Source organism: Spirochaetota bacterium (genome assembly GCA_004297825.1).
In the GTDB taxonomy this organism is placed as follows: Bacteria; Spirochaetota; UBA4802; order UBA4802; family UBA5368; genus FW300-bin19.
The window spans coordinates 1-17801 of record SCSX01000069.1; the positions used below are offsets into that span (position 1 = coordinate 1).

Annotated in this window: 15 protein-coding genes; 7 read left to right on the forward strand and 8 right to left on the reverse strand. The window is 59.6% G+C overall.

All coding sequences use genetic code 11. The features are described 5' to 3' along the window. Positions 1–103 precede the first annotated feature (103 nt). The 3 genes from EPN93_14695 to EPN93_14705 form a co-directional block, all read right to left on the reverse strand. Complete coding sequence (locus EPN93_14695) at positions 104–445, reverse strand: HEPN domain-containing protein (GenBank protein TAL32915.1); 342 nt, start codon at positions 443–445, stop codon at positions 104–106. Further along, the gene (locus EPN93_14700; GenBank protein TAL32916.1) at positions 442–624 is read right to left on the reverse strand and encodes a hypothetical protein; all 183 of its coding nucleotides are present in this window, start codon (positions 622–624) and stop codon (positions 442–444) included. The genes EPN93_14695 and EPN93_14700 overlap by 4 nt, the downstream gene beginning before the upstream one ends. A 299-nt stretch (positions 625–923) precedes the next feature. Next, the gene (locus EPN93_14705; GenBank protein TAL32917.1) at positions 924–1763 is read right to left on the reverse strand and encodes a phosphatase; all 840 of its coding nucleotides are present in this window, start codon (positions 1761–1763) and stop codon (positions 924–926) included. 287 nt (positions 1764–2050) lie between these two features. Here EPN93_14705 and EPN93_14710 point away from each other — a divergent pair, with 287 nt between their 5' ends. From EPN93_14710 to EPN93_14730, 5 genes are all read left to right on the forward strand, one after another. Next, a complete protein-coding gene (locus tag EPN93_14710) occupies positions 2051–3040 on the forward strand; it encodes an ROK family protein (GenBank protein ID TAL32918.1) in 990 nt (329 codons plus the stop codon). A gap of 9 nt (positions 3041–3049) precedes the next feature. Further along, the gene (locus tag EPN93_14715; GenBank protein ID TAL32919.1) at positions 3050–3958 is read left to right on the forward strand and encodes a phosphatase PAP2 family protein; all 909 of its coding nucleotides are present in this window, start codon (positions 3050–3052) and stop codon (positions 3956–3958) included. Positions 3959–4130: 172 nt separating this feature from the next. Next, a complete protein-coding gene (locus EPN93_14720; protein ID TAL32920.1) occupies positions 4131–5162 on the forward strand; it encodes a phenylalanine--tRNA ligase subunit alpha in 1032 nt (343 codons plus the stop codon). 13 nt (positions 5163–5175) lie between these two features. Further along, a complete protein-coding gene (locus tag EPN93_14725; GenBank protein ID TAL32921.1) occupies positions 5176–7572 on the forward strand; it encodes a phenylalanine--tRNA ligase subunit beta in 2397 nt (798 codons plus the stop codon). Between the two features lie 48 nt (positions 7573–7620). After that, complete coding sequence (locus EPN93_14730; protein TAL32922.1) at positions 7621–8616, forward strand: hypothetical protein; 996 nt, start codon at positions 7621–7623, stop codon at positions 8614–8616. A gap of 6 nt (positions 8617–8622) precedes the next feature. Here EPN93_14730 and EPN93_14735 read toward each other — a convergent pair whose 3' ends face one another. Continuing rightward, entirely contained in the window at positions 8623–9534 is a 912-nt protein-coding gene (locus EPN93_14735; protein TAL32923.1) for an SDR family NAD(P)-dependent oxidoreductase, read from the reverse strand. 154 nt (positions 9535–9688) lie between these two features. Further along, positions 9689–10837: a hypothetical protein gene (locus EPN93_14740; protein ID TAL32924.1), complete on the reverse strand. Its 1149-nt coding sequence runs from the start codon at positions 10835–10837 to the stop codon at positions 9689–9691. Between the two features lie 369 nt (positions 10838–11206). Between EPN93_14740 and EPN93_14745 the strand changes: the two genes are divergently transcribed. Next, on the forward strand, positions 11207–12880 hold the full coding sequence (locus tag EPN93_14745) for a long-chain fatty acid--CoA ligase (protein TAL32925.1): 1674 nt from the start codon (positions 11207–11209) through the stop codon (positions 12878–12880). A gap of 287 nt (positions 12881–13167) precedes the next feature. After that, entirely contained in the window at positions 13168–15642 is a 2475-nt protein-coding gene (locus EPN93_14750) for a hypothetical protein (GenBank protein TAL32926.1), read from the forward strand. Between the two features lie 56 nt (positions 15643–15698). Here the strand turns inward: EPN93_14750 and EPN93_14755 are convergent, their stop codons facing one another. The 3 genes from EPN93_14755 to EPN93_14765 are packed head-to-tail and all read right to left on the reverse strand — an operon-like array spanning position 15699 to position 17789. Continuing rightward, positions 15699–16445: an MBL fold metallo-hydrolase gene (locus EPN93_14755; protein TAL32927.1), complete on the reverse strand. Its 747-nt coding sequence runs from the start codon at positions 16443–16445 to the stop codon at positions 15699–15701. 28 nt (positions 16446–16473) lie between these two features. Next, positions 16474–16995: a class IV adenylate cyclase gene (gene cyaB / locus EPN93_14760; protein TAL32928.1), complete on the reverse strand. Its 522-nt coding sequence runs from the start codon at positions 16993–16995 to the stop codon at positions 16474–16476. Between the two features lie 2 nt (positions 16996–16997). Then, the gene (locus EPN93_14765) at positions 16998–17789 is read right to left on the reverse strand and encodes a hypothetical protein (GenBank protein ID TAL32929.1); all 792 of its coding nucleotides are present in this window, start codon (positions 17787–17789) and stop codon (positions 16998–17000) included. Positions 17790–17801: the final 12 nt, after the last annotated feature.

The window sequence follows — 17801 nt, forward strand, 5'->3', positions numbered from 1 at the left end:
TCTTCCGGGGTGAAACGCCGTCTCTTACTCTTGGTCATGTGATCCTCCTATAAATATCTCGGAGGATTTACTAGCTTATTTTTACCCTATTTTTTTCCCGTTTTCAATGAAGCGCGACAGTTTCAGTAGCGTCCGGCATATAAAAATCATCGGGGTATCTCAGGACTGTGGCGTAAGGCGTCAAACGGTCTATCTTTTTATCTATAAGCTCCTGAAATGAGGCGTCAACAGCGGCGCATTGGACTAAAATCGAGGTGAGATTATGCGTTTTATCGATTTCCTTTCCGTGAAAGACAAGATATCCCTTGAGATATTTCTCGACGCATTGTTGCATGTGAAAGCAGACTGTGTCTGTGGCCGGCTCCTTCGTCGCGAATTCATCTTTGCCCGCCTTCAAATCGTTTTCCGCGCGGGCGAACCACTGGCGGACCGTATTTTCATTCACAGTACGATCCCTTCCTTCGCCGCGTAATAGACAACCTTGCCGGTATCGCCCCTGTCATGGTAATATTCGTTCTCGGTTTTTATAACGATATCCGCGGTGATCGACCGCTCGGAAAGCCGGCGCGCGATCCGCAGCCACAGGTCCATTTTCCGCGTCCAGGCGAGCGTTTGGTCGGTCACGGCGACGAAATCCCAATCGCTCTCCGGACGCTCCCCCCCCCCTGGCCCTGCTGCCAAACATTATGAGCGACACAATCCCGATACCATCACACGCAAACTCTTCCTTGATCGTTTTGACGATATATACGGCGGTCTTGTTTACGGAATTTTTCGTCATTAGACACTCCAACATTTCGGATAGACATCCCTGATTTTCCACCTTCTATTCCGCCTTGAAAGTATAAGAGCGAGTTTGGAATGTGTCGAGAAAATTTTAAAGTCTCTGACAAAGGGCGGCGACAACAGGCGAACGACGTGGGTCACCCTCCCGCGCGCATCAGCGGGTCGAGGATTTCAACCGGGATGGGACGGGAAAGCCCGTAGTATCCCATCTCCGTTTCCTCGTTGTCATGGAAGTCACTTCCTCCCGAGACAAGCAGGTTATATTTCCTGGCCAGGGCCAGCAGGTCGCGGACCTCGTCGTCTGCGTGCATGGAGGCGTAGACCTCGATGCCGCGCAGCCCCTGGTCGACCAGGCCGCGAAGGACTATCTCGAATTCCGCGCCCGTCCCCAGCTGGAGTGAAACCGGATGGGCGAGCACCGCGATGCCCCCCGCCTGGTCGATAAGCGTGAGCGCTTCTTCCGGGAGAATTTTTTCCTTTGAAGCGTACCCTGGCATTCCTTTCTCAAGAAACCTGGTAAATACCTCATCGTGGCTCCCGGCGTAACCGTGCTTCACCAGGACACGCGCAAAATGCGGTTTTCCTATCGCGGCCCCTCCCGCCTCCTCGATCACGTCCTCATAAGGAATGAATATCCCGTGAGCCGCAAGGTCGGCGTGCATGCGCTCCGCACGGTTCTCCCTGAAACGCTGGAGATCCTCCGTGCGCTTCACGAGCCCGGGATGCGCATGGTCGACGAACAGGCCCAGAAGGTGAAACGAGGCAGGATGCTCCACGCTGAACTCGATCCCCGGGATGCATACGATCCCGGCCTGTGCGGCCCGTTCAAGCGCCTCCCCTACGCCAGCCACGGTATCGTGATCGGTTATCGCTATCGCGCCCACGCCGTTCGCGGACGCGAATGCGACGAGCTCCGAGGGAGACAGCAGGCCGTCCGAGGCCTTCGTATGCAGGTGCAGGTCTATCAGGGTCGACATTAATTGCACAACGCTCCATGGTTAAGATAAGCCCCCGGCATATTCGCGGGCCGGGGAATGCGGGCGAATCGATCCGGCAATGGGGGTCCGATAGCCTTCATAGCGGTCCGCTTTCGCCGCGTTCCCGCTCGCTGCTTTTTTCCGCGAGCCCCTTTTGCACACGCCGGTAGGCGTATCGGAGCCGGACGATTCGAACATCTACTATTATTAACGCTGTTGAAAAGGACAAGTTTATTATCGACCCGGTTAAAATTTGCTTTACGGCCCCGATGAAAATCTGATACGCAATTGTGTGTCTAACGAATACAAAGGGGACCGGCGTGTATATAGGGATCGACATCGGGGGAACCACAATCAAGGGAGTGCTCGCGGACCGCGAGGGCGCTGTACGCGCGTTCGACAGGGTCCCCACGGGCGTCACCGCGCGCGAAATCGACGCGGGAATCGACTCAATGTGCCGGGCGCTCGCCGCGCGCGCAGGGATTGAATTTCGAAAAGTGCGCGCAATAGGGATAGGGACCGCGGGATCCATCGACCGCGACAGGGGCCTGGTCTTCATGAGCGCGAACATTCCCTGCTGGAAAAATTATCACCTGGCGGAAAACATGGGCAGGATCACGGGAAAGCCCGTATTCCTGGAAAACGACGCGACCGTCGCGGTGATGGGCGAACTCTGGACCGGGCATGGGCGGGACTATTCGGACTGGATCATGCTTACCCTGGGAACGGGCGTGGGCGGGGGCCTGGTGGTCGGGGGAACCGTGTACACCGGACAGTCCGGGAGCTCCATGGAGGTGGGGCACACCACCATCGACTACAAAGGACCCCGGTGTCCGTGCGGGAGCACGGGCTGCCTGGAGCTCTATGCGTCGGCGACCGCCCTCGTGCGCTACACCAGAATGAAACTTAAAAAATATCCCCACTCGACGCTCAAGGCGCGCGTCCGCGAGGGGAATCTCACTGCAAGGACGATTCACGAGGAGGCGCTCAGGAAGGACGATCTGGCCCTCCACGCGCTGCACACAACCGCGGAATACCTGGGTATGGGCATCGCGAACTTCGTTAACCTTTTCAATCCGCAGGCCGTTATCCTGGGGGGCGGACTCTCCCGGGCTCACCGATTTCTGCTTCCCGTGATAAAAAAGACCGTGCGCGAACGCACGATGCGGGGACTCGCCGAAAATGTTAAGTATCTTCTTATAAAAGACGAAGAGCGCGCACCGGCGCTCGGAGCAGCAAAGATCGCGATTGACGCCTTTCACCGTAAAAACCGCTAGGAGGAGCGTATGGAGAGCTTTTTCAATCATCCCCTGCTGTTCGGAGAGGAAATACTCAATCAAATCCATCCGTTTATAGGAACCTGGTTCGATTCCGTAATGGCATTCTTCACCTGGATGGGCAACGAATCGTTTTATCTCACCGCAATCCCGCTGGTCTACTGGTGCATCGATAAAAGACTCGCCATCTTTGCCGGTGGCGCGTTCCTGTTCGGAGATTTCGTGAACGCCTCGCTGAAGGATCTTTTCTTCAATCCCCGACCCAATCCCGACTATCTCCTGGACGGAATAAAGGAGCTCAACATAAGATATCTGCCACATAAAAGCCCGGGATTCCCGAGCGGCCACGCGCAGGACTCGATTGTTTTCTGGGGAGCCCTCGCATTTTATTTAAAGAAACGTCCGATTATTATCGCATCGGCCGTTATTATTTTTTTGATTTCCTATTCGCGCCTCTACCTGGCGGTTCACTACCTGGGCGATGTCTTAGGCGGGCTTGTATTCGGGGCGATCGTGCTTTCGGCGTACATGCTCACGGCCGCATTCCTTGAAAAGCGCTACCAGGACGCTTACAGGGGCATCGCGTTGGGACTCGCCCTGCTCGTCCCCTTTGTACTTTCCACGATCATACCCGGACACGAGCCCGGCAAGAGCCTGGGCGTGATGTCCGGCTTCCTCGTGGGCATCATCCTGGAACATGAAAAGATCGGGTACCTCGCCCGGGGCACGTTCCTCCAGCTTGCCGGCAGATGCGTGATCGGTTTCGCGGGCGTGGCGGCCATTCGCTTTGGGCTTAAAGCCGTTATGCCGCAGCTCGCGGCCGCCGACTTTTTGCGCTATTGGATGCTGGGCTTATGGGTTACGTTCCTTGCGCCGTATCTCTTTTCGGTCATACCGCGACTGAAGACGGCGGAATAAAACATATGCTGTTACCCGGCACGTACCCGTAGGGACGCGATTAATCGCGTCCCTACGGGTACGTGCCGGCCGGCCCGCGCGCGAATCGGACCCCCGATACTTTTTCCTTGACTTTTGGTCGACCGTTCCCATTGTGATGCTATTTTAAATCCACACGTCCAGCGGGTGCGCCATGGAACTGAAACTCGACCAAATCCAGACCGCGACTCTCTCCCAGATAGGGGCCGCCCCGAATACCGAAGAGCTCGAAAACATACGCGTGCGCGTGCTCGGCCGCAAGGGCGAGCTCACACAGATACTCCGCGCCCTTGGTGAGCTTACCCCCGAGGAGCGCGCGCGCATGGGGCAGAAGTCCAACGCCGTGAAGGCCGCGATCGAAAAGGCACTCGACGCGAAAAAGGCCGCGCTTTCCGAGGCGAACATTTCCGATCTCCTCAAAAAGGAGTGGATAGACGTCACGCTCGACGGCGCATCAACCGACGAGGCATTCCGCCGAGGCAGGCTCCACCCGCTTTCGCAGATTCAGTACGAGATCGAGGACATCTTCACCTCCATGGGATTCGAGGTGCTGGACGGCCCCGAGGTGGAGACCGAATACAACAACTTCGAGGCGCTGAACATCCCCACGCACCATCCCGCGCGCGACATGCAGGACACCTTCTGGACCGAGGATGGAAATTTATTGAGGACGCACACCTCCGCGATCCAGGTGCGCGGCATGGCCACGCATCGCCCCCCGTTCAGGGTGATAGGCCCCGGCCGGGTCTTCCGCTACGAGGCGATCGACGCCTCGCACGAAAATACCTTCTACCAGGTAGAGGGCATGATGGTGGACAAAGACATATCGGTCGCCAACCTCATCTATTTCATGAAATCGCTCTTGAGAGAGATATTCGGCCGTGAGGTTACCATCCGGCTTCGCCCCGGGTATTTCCCCTTCGTGGAACCCGGCTTCGAGCTCGACATCCATTGCCTTATCTGCGACGGCAAGGGCTGCAGCGTGTGCAAGCAGAGCGGCTGGGTCGAGCTCCTTCCCTGCGGGCTGGTGCACCCGAACGTGCTGCGGCTGGGCAACATCGACCCCGATGAATGGAGCGGGTTCGCTTTTGGACTGGGGATGAACCGGCTCGTGATGATGCGCTACGGCATCAACGACATCCGCCATTTCCTGAGCGGCGACATCCGTTTCCTCGAACAATTCTAGGGGGAAGAAAGCAATGTGGATCTCTTTCAATATACTCAAACGAATGGTCGACCTCGAAGGCCTTACCCCCGAGGATATCGCGTCACGGCTTACCATGGCTACCGCGGAGATAGACGGGATCGAGCACCTGAACGAACACCTGAAGACGGTCATCACCGCGCGGATCGTCGATCTTAAAAAGCATCCGAACGCTGACAAGCTCACCCTGTGCGACATGGACACGGGAACCGGGCGTCTTCACGTAGTGTGCGGCGCGCCCAACCACAAGTCTGGGGATATCGTCCCGCTCGCCACGGTGGGGACCAGATTCACGGAAGATTTTACCGTCAAGAAGTCCAAGATCCGCGGAGAGGAGTCTTCCGGAATGCTCTGCTCGGCAAAGGAGCTTGGACTCTCCGACGACCACAGCGGCATCATGATCCTTCCCCCGGACACGGCGCTGGGGATCCCGCTCGCGCAGCTTTACCCCGATTGGGCCGATACGCGTATCGAGATCGACAACAAGTCCATCACCCACAGGCCTGATCTCTGGAGCCATGCCGGCTTCGCCCGCGAAATCGCCGCGCTCTTCGGGAGGAAATACACGAGCGTCGTCGATTTCTCCCTCGCGGATTCGTTCAAGGGGACCTCGCCGCTCACCGTGAGCATCAAAGACGCCGATGCCGCTCCCCGGTATTGCGGCCTTGCAATGAAAAATATCCGTATCGCCGAATCGCCGGACTGGCTTAAGGCGGCGGTCAGCGCGATCGGCATGCGCCCCATAAACAATATCGTCGACATCACCAACTACGTGATGGTCGAGATCGGCGAGCCCATGCACGCCTTCGACCGCGCGAAGCTGCGCGGGAACGAGATCATCGTCAGGCTCGCCGGCGGGGGTGAAACGCTCACCACGCTGGACGGCCAGGTGCATGCGCTCACCCGCGAGGACGTCGTGATCGCCGATTCCGGCGGCGCGATCGCACTCGCGGGCGTCATGGGAGGCGGCAATTCCGAGATAGAGGACGGCACGCACGAGATCGTCCTCGAAGCCGCGAACTTCAATCCCGTAAATATCCGCAAGAGCTCGGGGCGCTTCTCCCTCCGCACCGAGGCGGCGATCCGCTTCGAAAAATCACTGGACCCGGAATTATGCCCCGCGGCTATCATACGATGCTGCGACCTCATCATGCAGGCCATTCCCGGCGCGGAACCAATGGGCCCTATTGTCGACGCGTATCCCGCGAAGGCGAAACCGGTCCGCATCGTCACGAGCACCGATACCATTCGGCGCAAGCTGGGACACCCCGTCGACGATGCGCGGATAAAGTCCATACTGGGCTCCCTGGATTTCGGGCTTTCCGGCGAGAGTACGGCGCTCGCAATCGACGTACCCACATATCGCGCGACCAAGGACGTTTCCATTCCCGACGACATCGTCGAGGAGGTGGGCCGCATCTTCGGGTACGATAACATCCCGCAGAAGCCTCCCATGGTTCCCTGCGCCGCTCCCGCGCGCAACCTGAAACGCCTCTTCGAGCGGCGCGTCAAGGACATCCTCGTGCGCCACCACAACATGATCGAGGTGAGCCATTATTCCTTCGTGGGCGACGACGCACTCAACAGGCTGGGCGTGAACGATGACGCCGAGCTCCGCCTCAAGAACCCCCTGTCGAGCGAGCAGGACCGGCTGCGCAGGAGCCTCCTGCCCAACCTGGTGCGCACCGTGGAACTCAACCAGCGCTTTCACGCTTCTTTTAAGGTGTTCGAGCTGGGGCGCACATACATGAAAGTGAGCCGTACCGATACGACACTCGCCGGGGAAACTACGCGGGTGACCGGGGCGTTCTTCCAGAAAAAGACCGCCTCCCCCCTGTTCTACAGCGCCAAGACCGCGGTCGCCGACCTGCTGGACCAGCTCCGCATACGCGAGGTCCGATACGCTCCCGCGCAGGACGCGCTTCCGCCGTACGCGCATCCCGGAAAATCGATGCGCGTGGTTGTTGGCGGAAAAGAGGCCGGTCTCATTTTCGAGCTCCATCCCCGCGTCCGGGAATCGTTCGGGATCAACGGGCAGGCGGCGCTCTTTGACCTGGACATGGACGCGCTCTTTGGCGCGCCCGTGGAGGAGATGTCGTTCACGGAGCTGCAGAAATTCCCCGAGGTTCCCTTCGAGGTCTCCGTGCTCGCGGACAGGCTCGACTACGCGGGCTCGATCGCCGATATCATCCGGCGAAGCAGCCGCGAATTCATTCGATCGGTCCGCCCGATTTCGGTCTACCAGGGCGATCCCATCCCCGCGGAGAGCAAATCCGTCTCATTCGAGATCATCTTCGCCGCGCGCGAAAGAACGCTCGGCCCGGAAGAGATCGACAAGCTCCAGAAGAAGGTGATACAGGACCTCGCGGCGAAGGGATACAAGCTCCGCTGACGCGCGCCGGTGTTGATCCGCGCTTCGTAAAAACCGAGCGTACCCGGAATGTCCGGCCGCAAAGCGGACCCTTCCCCGATTCCATGCCAAGAGGAAAATCCCTTGCTGAAAAAAATCGCACTCATCATCACCTGCTTCCTGCCGTTATGCGCACTGGCGACCTGCGCGGAAATCTTCTCTCCGAAACCGTCCGCCGGGGAGCGCGATTCCGCCAAAACGAAGCCCGCGCCCTACTCCGAATTCATCGCATCGCGGAACGCCGAGTACGCCTCCTCGGCTTTACCGCGCTCGAAGTCCGACATCGCGCGGGCGCGGATCGCGGAACAGGAGCGCCTGCTCGCGCGCTTCGCCCGGTGCCCCGAGTGCGCGAACACGATCCACGGATCGCATCGCGGGTTCATGTTCGACGCCGTGGCCGATTGCGACTGCGCGATGCGGGTGGGAAGAAACGACGACGGCGGAAAATGGGTGTGCAATCCCCAGGCGCTCCCGGAGCACGCGATCGTCTATTCGTTCGGCGTGGGCGGAGACATTTCCTTCGACACGGGCATGGCCGGGCTTTTCGGCTGCCAGGTCTACATGTTCGATCCCTCGCCTTCCGTCAAGGCGCGCTTTCCCGAAAAGGAGCGCTCCTGGCGGTGCGGCGCGGGAATGATACATTACCAGCCCGTGGGCATCGGCCCGGTATCCCTGGAAAAGACGCGCGCATGGGATCTGGTGATCGAGGGAGCGCGCTGCGAGGTGAAGGGCCTTGAGGAAATTGCCCGCTCACTGGGCCACACGAGGATCGACATTCTCAAGATGGACATCGAGGGCGGGGAGTTCCCGGTTCTCCTCGCGCTTATCGAATCCGGCGCGCTGGGGAAGCTGGGCGTCCGGCAGGTGCTCGTCGAGTTCCATATCTGGACGCAACCCCAGTTCAGTCAATTTATTTCCATCATGGACGGGCTCGCAAAGGGGGGTTACTTCCTGTTCCGGAAGGAATTCAATCCCGCGGACAACGACGGTGTATGCGGCGAGTACGCGTTCATGAGCGTGCGCTGAACAGGGTCAGGCCGCCTTCGTCTTTCCCCTGTTCATCTTCACGACGAGGTCGCTCACCATTCTCGAAAAACGCGGGAAGTGGCGCGAGAGCCTGTAGGTCGTCCGCGCCATAAATCCCGGGATGATGATGAAGCTCCCCCTGCGTATGCCCCTGAGCAGGGCGCGCGCGGCGACGTCCGCGGTAAGCTGACCCGCCATCTTCTTCAGGGCGAGCCCCTCGGGAGTGATGGATTTGCGCTCCTCCCTTACCATGGGCGTGTCGATCTCCGGCGGACAGAGCAGTTGGACGCGGATATTGCTTTCACGAAGCTCCGCGCGCATCGCCTCGGACATGCCCACCACCGCGTACTTCGATCCGCCGTAGGCCGAGTATCCGTACATGCCGATAAGCCCGGCGAGCGAGGACACGTTCACGATGATGCCCCCGCCCTTCTTTTTCATCAGGGGAATGAGCGCGCGGCTCACGCACTGCAGGCCGATCACGTTCACATCGAAGATGCGCCTGACCGTCGCCGGGTCGGTCTCCTCGAAGGTGCCGAAGTGCCCCGCGCCCGCCCCGTTGATGAGGATGTCCGGGATTCCGTGATCGCGCGCCGCCTTTTCCATTATTTCCGCGATCCGCGCGGTATCGGCGACGTCCGCGGAAACGGTCGCGATCTTCTGACCGGGCGAACCGGTGCGCGCCTTGAGTTCCCGGAGCGCCATGTCGAGCTTAGCCGCGTCGCGCGCGATGAGCACCATGTGCGCGCCGCGTCCCGAAAGCTCCCGCGCCGTCGCGAGACCGATGCCGCTCGAGCCGCCGGTGATGTATACGGTTTTTCCGGTAAAATAGTCCATTGGTGCGCTCCTGGTCAGGATTAAAATCCGCTTCCCGCGGATCACGGGCTGCAGGTTTTTCTTTACTGCATACATTCCCATGCTTCAAGCAGTTTTTTCGGGGTCCGATGCGCCCTCGTACAGTTCATCCATGCACCTTGAATGACGCACCCTCCATACCGCATCGCTCCTGTGACGGTAAGCGGCGTACAAGTCCTGAACTAGTGCACCATAGCGGCTTGCCCCGCACGCCGGATCACGATGCGGTACGGAATTCCTCTCTCCCCCGCGCCTCGAAGAATACGCCGAAATCCGCGAGCTCCGCCTCGTCCAGGGAGTCGAGCGTATATTGAGGAAGGGCGTCCGCAAGCGGGACTGCGGCGATCCGGTTTCCCTGGATTCCGGTCATGAGCCCCGATTTCCCTTCATGGAGGAGATCGATGGCCCTGCGTCCGAAGCGCTGGCCCAGGTTGATGTCGAAGGCATTGGGCTGAAGCCCCCTGAGCGCAAACCCGATATTCGAGTGCCGCACGGCGCTCGCGGGACACCCGAGCTCCGCGGCGAGCATGCGCTGGAGGATCATTCCCGCGCCCCCTAGCTTCGCGTTTCCGTGCGGGTCGTACTCGGGCTTCTCGCAGAGCATGGCACCCAGGATGCGGTCGGGCGAATCGGCGCCCGCGTAACGGGCAATCACCGGATCGTCCAGGCGGAAGGTGATCCCCTCCGCGGCGATAATGTTCACACAGCCCTTGCGCTCGAATATTTCGCGCACCCGGCAGGCGAGCCCGTTCATGGAAAAGGCCTTCTCGGGGACGAGGATGATATCGGCCCCGCTGCCTATCCCCACGAGGTACGCGAGCCAGCCTGCTTTCCTGCCCATGATCTCGTTTACATTTATCCGCGCGTGGGTCTCCGCCGATACCGCGGTGCTCCTGAACGCCTTCACCGCGAAATCCACGGCGGTGTTCGCGCCCAGCATCCAGTCGGTGCCGCTGATATCGTTGTCGATGCTTTTAGGGACCGCGATGATGGGAATGCCCAGCCCGTGGACGCCCAGGGCGCTCTCGATGGTATCGTTCCCGCCCGTCGCGATGATGGCGTCGATCCCGGCATGCGTGCAGTTTTCAATGATGCGCGCCGGGGCCCAGGAGACGCCGGCCCCCTTGAACGGGGCGAACCGGGAGGAGCCCAGGATGGTGCTGGGCGAATCGAAAATGCCGGCCGCATTCCGGGCGGAAAGGGGCCGAAGGTATTCGTCGACGCGCTCCGCGGCCAGGCCCTCGAACGCCTTTTCCACACCGACGAAACTGTCGCCGTAGCGGGAAAACCCGTGCATGATCGACCGTGCGATGGCGGAATTGATTCCCGCGGAATCGCCCCCGCCGGTGATAAAGGCTATTTTCATCGGTTGAATCCTCCCTGTAAATCGGCGCACAATTAATGAGTGAGCGCTCGCTCATCAATGCGCCCGGGGAATGGATTCGTCAACCGTTTTTTTGCCGGGGACACGGGCTTCCGTCGATCGATATGCAGTATCTGCGCCCCGCGCTTTTCAGAGGGCTACCCCGAAACCGCAGGCGTGATTAACTATTCACGCCTTACGATGGGCTGTTTTTTTAACGAATCCTCCGGAATCCAACTCCCTTCCGGGCGACTCAAGTGAATGGGTGTAATACAATAAAGCTTGACTTTTGATTATTTATATCCATACTCATAGCATTGAGATCCCCGTGCCGCGCATAGAAATACTACATACATCAAGGAGGTTCACACAATGGCATATTTATGGGAGAAATCTTATGCGCCCGGAGTGCCCATCTGCCTGGATTACGAGAAAGTCACCGTCGCGGAGGCCCTGGGACGCAGCGCACGCGAATTCCCTGACAGGCCTGCGCTCATTTTCCTGGACAAGGTGATCACGTATAAAAAGCTGGACCAGATGGTGAACCAGTTCGGAAACTGGCTCATCCAGAACGGCGTCAAGAAGGGAGACAAGGTGGCGATGCTCATGCCCAATATGCCCCAGATCGTCATCGCGTCGCACGGCGCGTGGCGGGTGGGGGCGGTAGTGGTCATGAACAACCCCCTGTATACCGATCGTGAGCTCGAGCACCAACTGATCAATTCCGAATCGACGATTCTCGTGACACTCGACCTTCTCGCGCCGCGCATGATCGCGCTGCGGCCCAAAACCCCGGTCAAGAAGATCGTGGTCGCCCATATCCGCGACCACCTGGGCTTCCCCAAGAAACAGCTTCTTCCCATCGTGGCCAAGGACAAGCACCGCGACATTCCGCCCACGGTCGACGTGATCGAATGGATGGACATCCTCAAGAGCGCGCCGTCCACGGACCCGTCCGTGAAGGTGGAGTTCGATTCGCTCGCCAATCTCCAGTATACCGGGGGTACCACGGGTGTGAGCAAGGGGGTAATGCTGACCCACAGCAACCTGGCGTGCAACGTCCAGCAGATCCGCGCGTGGTTCCCGGAGTTCGGACGCGGCGCGCTGACGGGGCTGGGGGTTCTCCCCTTCTTCCATTCGTTCGGCCTCACCACGGTCATGAACTATGCGCTCTGGATGGGGGGGGCTTCGGTGCTCATTCCGCGCCCCGAGCCGGAGGTGATCCTGGAGGCGGTCCACAAGCATAAGGTAAATTTCTTTCCCGCGGTTCCCACCATGTACGTGGGGCTCCTCAACCACCCGAAGCTCGCGAAGTACGACATCTCCTCGATAAAAGGGTGCTTCTCGGGGGCGGCCCCCCTGCCCGTCGAGGTCATAAAGGCCTTCGAGGCGAAGACCGGCTCGCAGATTTGTGAGGGATACGGCCTCTCCGAGACCAGTCCCGTGGCCACCATCAACCCGTGGGGCGGCAAGACCAAGGCCAGCTCGGTGGGCCTTCCCGTGTGCGATACGCAGATTAAAATCGTCGACCTTGAGGAAGGAACGAAGGAAATGCCGGTCGGTTCCGAGGGAGAGGTTCTCATCAAAGGGCCCCAGGTCATGGGCGGATACTACAACATGCCGGACGAGACGGTCAAGGTCCTCAAGGACGGATGGCTGTTTACCGGCGATATAGGCAAGTTCGACGAGGAGGGGTACGTCTACATCGTGGACCGGAAGAAGGACATGATCATTGCCGGCGGTTACAACATCTACCCGCGCGATATCGACGAGGTGCTGTTCGAGCACCCGAAAATCCTCGAGGCATGCGCGATAGGGGTTCCCGATACCTACCGGGGCGAGACGGTCAAGGCGTTCGTCGTGCTGAAACCGGGCGAGACCCTCACCCAGGAAGAGGTTATCGGCTACTGCAAGGAGAAGCTCGCGAAGTACAAGGTTCCCACCACCGTCGAGTTCATCGACGCGCTGCCGAAGAGCGGCGTGGGAAAGATTTTGAGGAAGGAGCTCAGGGCGACCGAGCTCGAGAAGATAAAGGCGTCGAAGTAAAATAAAATACTTTCGCGGCAGTCATCCGCGGGCGGGGAATTATCATCCCCGCCCGTTTCATTTTTCATGGAGTCAGGCCTGCGCGCCGGCACAGAAATCCCCGGCGGCTAGCTACGTACGTCCCGGCAATCCTTGCATTATTTCTTGTCTTAAATTGTTTTTTGTGCGATATTTTCTTTAAGCACGCGTTCCCCGTGCCCGGACACGGACCCGCTACTCCCGGCAATGCATGGGGGACGGGCTACAGGATTCGGTCCCTATAGAGAAAGTTTGGAAGGAGAACCCCCATGATCCGCTACGAGCTTCAGTCAGTCGCTTCCCAATCCTTAAAATGGTTTTTTTACCTTTTCCTCGTGTACGCGAGCTGCGCCACGATTCTCGCACTGCTCGTGCAACGGGAGCTGGTTTCCATCGTTCACCTGATCGCGGTCATCTCGGGTTCATTCGGAACCATCTCCTGTTCCACGGTGATGTACCTGAACAGGAGACTCTCTGCAAACCTGCGCCTTTGTACCGGCGTTTCGGGCGGTTCCGGAAAGGATGCGCCCGCCGCATTCATCAATCGCTATTCAATGCTTACCGCGGGAGTGATGTTCGCCGCCAATGTCGCGGGCACCCTTGCGTCGGCTGTCATTGCCTACTCCAGGGGCGTCTTCCATTCGATTCTGGCAACGGCGTTCTTTTTCCTGGTCCTCTCCATCCTGGCGGTCATTACCTCCAGCATATATTACCTTCTCACCAAGCAGGCGCTCTACCCCGTCAACGAGCATGCGGACTACAAGCCCCTTTCCATTTTTTCAAAACTCCTCATCATTCTCCTTTCCCCAACGCTGCTGCTGTTCGTCCTCGTGGGAGTCCTCACCTACAGCCTGTCGTACCAGGAAAATCTTAAATTCGCTCGTGAAACCCTGGTGAACACCGTGCACAAATCGAACCTTCTCCTGGGCCACGTGTTCCACCGCGCCGAGACCGAGCTCGCGGCATATGCGAAAAGCGACATAGTGCAGTCAATGGACCTGCCCCGCATCAAGGACTTCCTGGCGGACCTGCACAAAACAAAGGACGAACTGGTCGCGGTGTATTTCATCGCGGGGCCCGACGGAAGGGGCGCGTTCAGTACGAACGATTACAAGAACGTGAACGACCGCGATTATTTCAAGGAGGTGTGGCGCACCGGGAAGACGGTGTATTCGGAGCCGATCATAAGCAAATCGACGGGGCTCCCGGTGATCGTTGTCGCAGTCCCCATCACGCGCGGCGGGCGCATGGTGGGCATGTTCGGGGCAAGCCTGGTGATCGACTTCATCGAAAAGGAAGCGATCGATCGCACCATAATAAAGACATCCCGGTACATGATCTTTTCGCGCGACGGCCGGATCGTGCTCGACCTCGCGGACAAGCATTCCGGTAAAATAATAGGGGCCGATATCGTGGAGGACGGCCGCCGGTTCGCGGGCATCGGGAAGCTGTCGTCGCCGACCGACAAATCTTTCGACGCTCTTATCTTCGACGGCATCCCCAAGTACATGTACGCGGAGGAGATCACGCAGACCGGGAACTTCCTGGTGCTCATGGAAGACCGCGCCGAGTTCCTCGCGGGGGTTGACCGCCAGATCATGTTTATCCTCGCCGGAATATTCATCTCCATCACCCTCTTCGTTTCGATACTTCAGTGGATCGCGCGCGCGTTTTCCGACCCGATACACAGGATGATCGTCTTCCTGGGCAGGATGTCCACGGGCGATCTTACCGGCGAGATGACCGATTACGTCCCGGACGAATTCGGGGAGCTTATCCGCCACCAGAAGATCGTGATCTCAAAACTCCGCGAGATAATCCATATCGCGCTCGATTCTTCACGCCAGCTCGCGGGGGCCGCCGAGAATTTCGCGAGCACCAGCCAGGACCTTTCGCAGAACGCCCAGGGACAGGCCGCCGCCGTGGAGGAGACCACCGCCTCGCTCGAGGAGGTTTCGAGCTCGATCGAACAAATTTCGATCAACGCGAAGGACCAGTCGGATTTCGCGAAGGCGACCTACAACAGCATGGACGAGCTCAAGCGCCTGGTGCGCGAGGTGTCGGACTTCGCATCCCAGGCGCTTGGCATGGCGCACAACTCCACGCTCGAGGCGCAGAAGGGCAACGAGCTCATGCAGAACACCATCACCGGCATGCACAGCATCAATACGAGCACCTCGCAGATATCGGAAATCGTGAAAATGATCAGCGACATCTCGGACCAGGTGAACCTGCTGGCCCTGAACGCCGCGATCGAGGCGGCCCGCGCGGGCGAGCACGGGCGCGGCTTCGCGGTGGTCGCCGACGAGATTTCCAAGCTCGCGGACCAGACCGCGGAGAGCACCAAGAGCATCAACAGCCTGGTACGGGCGGGCCTGGAGGAGGTCGGGCGCGGTACGCAGTACGTGGACAGCACCTCGGCCGCCCTGGTTTCGATAATCGAAAACATCCGCCGCACGGACGACATGGTGCGCAAGATCGCGGAATCCGCCAAATCGCAGAACGCCTTCGGCGAGAAGGTGGTGACGGATACGAAGAGGGTGATGGAGATGGCCGAGAGCATCTCTCTCTCCACCGACGAACAGAAGACCGCGAACAGGGAGATGACCTCGACCGTGGACCAGATCAATAATCTCACCCAGAACGTCGCGGCCTCTGCCGAGGAAATTGCTTCATCGGCAGAGGAGATCAGCGCGCAGGCCGAAGCGCTCGCGCGTCACATCGAGTTCTTCAAGGTTTCGTAGGGACCCTGGAGCGAGTACGACGCGCCCGGGGCCGCCCGGTATCCCCCGGTCCGGTATTATTTCTGCCAGGCCGCGAAGACCTTCGCGAAATTATCGCTGAATCCGTAATGGGCGGTGAAAACATATTTCACCCCACGCAGCGGCGCGATGCGGCTGCGAATCGTGGTCTCTTCGGTCGCGGTGTCCATGTTGAAGAGCTCGTTGAACGTCATTGCGGCGCCGTCCCGGAGCGCGAGCGTGTCTCCGGTAAAAAGAAGCGAATCGTTTACGAGAAAGCAGAATGATCCCGGCGTATGACCGGGGGTCGATATCGCTTTCACCCTGATGTCGCCCAGTACGATCACCTGCCCGTCCGCCAGTTTTTCATACGATCGCGTGAGGCTGTTGTTGAAGATCAACATCCTGTGAAGCCTGCCGTCCAGCAGTTGCTCTTCCTCCGTACCGATATACACCTTCGCGCGGGGAAACAATCCCACGGCCGCGACGTGATCGTTATCGGTATGCGTCAGGAATACCGCGCGCACCTGCGCCGGGTCGATCTTGAGCTTCGCCAGCTCCGCGCTTACGACCCCCGCATCGATGGCCCCGTCTACGACGACGATGGAATCGCCCTTCTTAATCACGAACAGGTTGACGTAATCGTCTTTGACGGCGTACACGCCCTCGGCGACTATGCCGGTCGGCAGGGGGGACATCTTCCTTGTTTCCATGACGAAGCGAACGGTCATTGCCCCCAGAAAACCCACGATCAGGACGACGAGAACGATGGCGACAAGGAACGCGTTTTTTACGCCTTTTTTCACGATAAACCTCCGGGTGAATGATTTATATTTACGCGCCCAGGACGAGCTCCAGGTAGGACCGCCGCTCGAAGCGATCCAGGCCCAGCCGCTCCGCGAGGGCGAACAGTTCGTGCTCGACGGCGCTCACGTCCTCCCCCTGCAATTCGAGCTCCACGAAGGTGCCCGCCCCCTGCACGCGGTCCAGGCACACCTCGACGCCGTCCAGCAGGAATATCTCCCGCTCCTTCACGACCGTTTCCACGCGCACGAATCCGAGCTTCAGGAGGATTTCGCACAACGCATCGCCGTCCTCGACGCCGGTCTCCTTCTCATAGCGCGACTTGGAGCGCCCGCTTACCTTGGGCCCCTTGTAGGTGAGTATCGCCTTCCCGCCGCGCACGCGCATCCTGACGGCCTCGTCCGTCGCGGCAAAATCGCGCGAGGGATGACCGAAATAGGTGTCCTCCTCGCGGCCGGAACGCAGGGGTGTACCGCCCATCGCGGAAATACGCCCCCGCACGGCGTCCAGGTCGTCGCAGTGCGCCTTGATTTCGATCTCGTAGGGCCCCATGGTCACCTTTGCTTTCGTGTGAGCGGGTTGTTCAGCACCACCCCGTCCCCGCCCACGAATTTTCGCGTCGCCCCGTTCACCTGTATCACGACGCCCTCGACGTCGTCGAACTGCGTCGCGGTGAAAACTATCTGGTCGATGCGGCTCTGGATGATGTTCCCGATCGCGTTTTCTTCGAATGCGTCGTTGAAGTCGATGTAGGCGGTGCGGTTCCGGACGGTCACGTTGCGGATCGCGAGCCTGTCGGGCATCGCGCTCAGGAGCCCGCCGCGCTTCTCGGCGCCGCTGGGACCTTTTAGAAGCTCCTGCAGCGCGGCCTCGAGCGGCTCCTCGGCCTTCACGCGGCGGGAGACGGACGCGAGCTCCGTCTTCTCTGTCCGCTCGTTGAAGCGGACCAGGTATATGCGCAGGTCCCGCTCTATCGGACCCTCCTTCCCGGCTTTGGCCTTCGCGGCTTCCTTCTCCTTCCGGTCCTTCTCGCGGTCTTCACGCGCCGATTTTTCGTCATCGTCGTCCTCTCCCGCGACGCGCGCCTCCCTGCGCTCCCGGACGGGAGCATCCGCGCGCTTCGTCCCTTCCCCGGAGAAATAGAACCGGTTCACCATGAACACGATCACGATAAGGAGCGCGAGGATCACGAGCACGGCGGCGGGGCCCATGGAGCGCGAACCCGGCGCGGGACCGGCGGGTGCGGCTGGTTTTTTGGGCGCGGCCTTGGCCCTGGGCGCACTCTTGGGACGCGTCCCCGTTTTGGTCGTCTTCTTTTTCCCGCCCGTGCCCGATGCTTTCGCCATGATGGTGTTCCG